Origin of the sequence: Cellulomonas denverensis (genome assembly GCF_012396125.1) — a bacterium.
Taxonomy (GTDB): Bacteria; Actinomycetota; Actinomycetes; order Actinomycetales; family Cellulomonadaceae; genus Cellulomonas; species Cellulomonas denverensis.
In genome coordinates this window covers 1-2,725 of the sequence record NZ_JAAXOX010000021.1, presented here as the reverse complement: position 1 = coordinate 2,725, position 2,725 = coordinate 1, and the positions used below count along the sequence as shown (strand labels likewise).

Here is a 2,725-nt window from a genome sequence, read left to right as displayed (position 1 = left end):
TCCTCCCACGAACCAGGAATCTCCTCGCCCGTGTCAGGGTCACGAATGATCGGCTTGGCACCGTCCTCCACACCCTCGACCTCGACCTTGTCACCCTGACCCGGGTGCACGATCGGAGCGTCCGGCGCGATGGCGTCCACGATCACGACGGCCGGGTCCGACTCGAAGCCGTTCTCGTCCACCGCGGTCACGACGACCTTGGTGCCATCCGGCAGCGGGCTGTCCGGCGTGAAGACGAAGGACCCGTCCGGGTTGACCACCAGCTCACCCGGGATGGGCGTGCCGTTGCCGTCCTCGAAAGTGACCGTCGTGCCCGGCTCCGTGGTGCCGGTCACCTGCTTGCCGTTGGTGGGGTCCACCACCGGCGTCGCGGGCGTGGCGACGAAGGTCACCTGTGCACTCTGCGCGGCCACGGTGCCGTCGATCGAGAACCCGATCGCGGACACCCCGGCAGTCAGGGAGCTCACGGTGGCGGTGTAGGTACCGTCCCCGTTCGCCTTGACCGGCCCGACCGTGCCGAGCGTGCTGGTCACGTCCACCTGGTGCGCGGCGGTCACGGCGTTGCCGTGGTCATCGCGCAGGGTGACGGTGACCGTGCTGGTGTCCTTGCCGTTGGCCTGGACCGGCGTGGTGGCCTCGATCTGCGACTCAGTGGTCGAGACCTCACCGGCGGCGAAGACCAGGGTCTTCTGTTCACCGATCTGGTCCGCGCCCAGCCACACGGACACCGGGTACTCGCCCGCGATCCATGAGGTCAGAGTCACGGACACCGTGCCGTCCTGGCCGGTGACATAGGGACCAGCGGCGCCGGTGGTAACACCGTCCGGCACCTGCAGGCCAACCACGGCACCGGAGACCGGGTTGCCGTTCGTGTCGTTGACCGTGACGGTGGCGGTGAACTCCTCCCCGACCGGCAGGCTGCCCTGCGGGGTCACCGTCCAGGTCGACCGGATCGCCGACCCGGCACCGTGCCCGAACTCCACCGTCTGCGGCGAGCCGGAGACCTCGGCACCGGACATGTGCGCGGAGACCGCGTACTCCCCGGCGGTGGTCGAGGTGATCTCGACCGAGGCCGTGCCATCCGAGCCGGACACAGCGGAGGCGGCGCTCAGCTGCGCACCGGCTGCGATCCCGAAGTCGACCTCGACCCCGGAGACCGGGTTGCCGTAGCCGTCGACCACGGTGACGGTCGCCCGGTGGGCGGCCACACCATCGGCCTCGACGACCCCACCGGTGACGGTGAGCGCCGACTTCTCGGCCGAAGCCGTGCCGGCGGTCCAGGACACCGTGGCACCCTGCCCACCGACCAGCTCCCGGTTCACCAGCGCCCGCAGCGTGAACTCACCCGCCAGGGTCGAGTTCACCGTGACCACCGCACGGCCCTCGGCGTCGGACTGCACCGACGTCGCGGACAGCAGCGGCTCGGTCACCACGGCACCGGAGGCGTCCACGATCTCGAAGGAGACCGGGATCCCGGTGACGGCATTGCCCAGGGTGTCCCGGGTGGTCACCGTCGCGGTGTAGGTGTTGCCCGCCTCACGGCCCACCGGCAGCGGGCCCTGCGGGGCCACCGTCAGCGTGGAGTCCTGGGCACTGACCGGCCCACCGATGAAGCTGACCCGCGCCGGGCTGCCATTCAGCAGCGGGGCACCGTTCACCGTGGCCGTGACCTCGAAGGTCCCGGCGACGGTGGACACCAGGTCGACCTTCGCCACGCCGGAGCTGTCCGTGCGCATCGTGGTCGTCCCGGACGCCGGGACCGGTCCACCCTCGGGGAGAGCGAACACGACCTCGGCGCCGGACACCGGGTTGCCGAGCGCGTCGCGCACGGTCGCGGTGACCGTGTGCCGGTCGGCGCCATCCGCGGCACGGTCACCCGTGGTCGCGGCCAGCGTCGACGTGCCATCGGCGGTCAGGTCCGGGTCACCGGCAGTGAACTCCAGCGTGCGGGCGGTGCCGATCTGGCCACCGGACACCGAGGCGGACACCGAGTAGGTCCCGGCCACCGTCGAGGTCAGGTGCACCACGACCTTGCCGTCCGCGTCGGACAGGTACGGACCGTCCTCGACGATCTGCACCTGCTCCGGCACCGAGAAGGTCACCTCGCGCCCAGCACCCACCGGGTTGCCCTGCGCGTCGTTCAGCGACACCGTCGCGGTGAACCGCTCACCCACCGGCAGCGAGCCAGCCGGCTCCACCACCCACGAGGAGTGCTGGGCCGAGGCGGAACCGCGGGCGAAGGTGACCCGTGCCGGGCTGCCCTCGGTGATCGCCTGGCCATCCACCGTGGCGGTCACCTCGAAGGTGCCCTCGACGGTGGAGCTGACGAGCACACGGTACGTGCCCTGGTCGCCGGTGACACCGGTGGCCGCACCCTGCGACAACACCAGCTCGCCCGGCAGAGTCAGCGCGACCTCGGCACCCGGAACCGGGTTGCCGTACTGATCGACCGCGGTGACCTCGACCCAGTGCGTCGCCACACCGTCGGCCGCCACGGCGCCGCTGGACGCGGCGATCCGCGAACCACCGTCGCCCACCACCGGAAGATCAGCGGTGAACTCGATGGTGCGGGCCGAACCGATCTGGTCCCCGCCCACGGAGGCGGACACCGAGTAGGTCCCGGCCACCGTCGAGGTCAGGTGCACCACGACCTTGCCGTCCGCGTCGGACAGGTACGGACCGTCCTCGACGATCTGCACCTGCTCCGGCACCGAGAAGGTCACCT

The 2,725-nt window shown here is 70.9% G+C and carries 1 protein-coding gene; it reads right to left on the bottom strand.

From position 1 onward, the window contains the following. A partial coding sequence (locus HGA03_RS18385) for an Ig-like domain-containing protein (protein WP_210732651.1) occupies window positions 1-2,725 on the bottom strand: 2,725 nt, incomplete at both ends.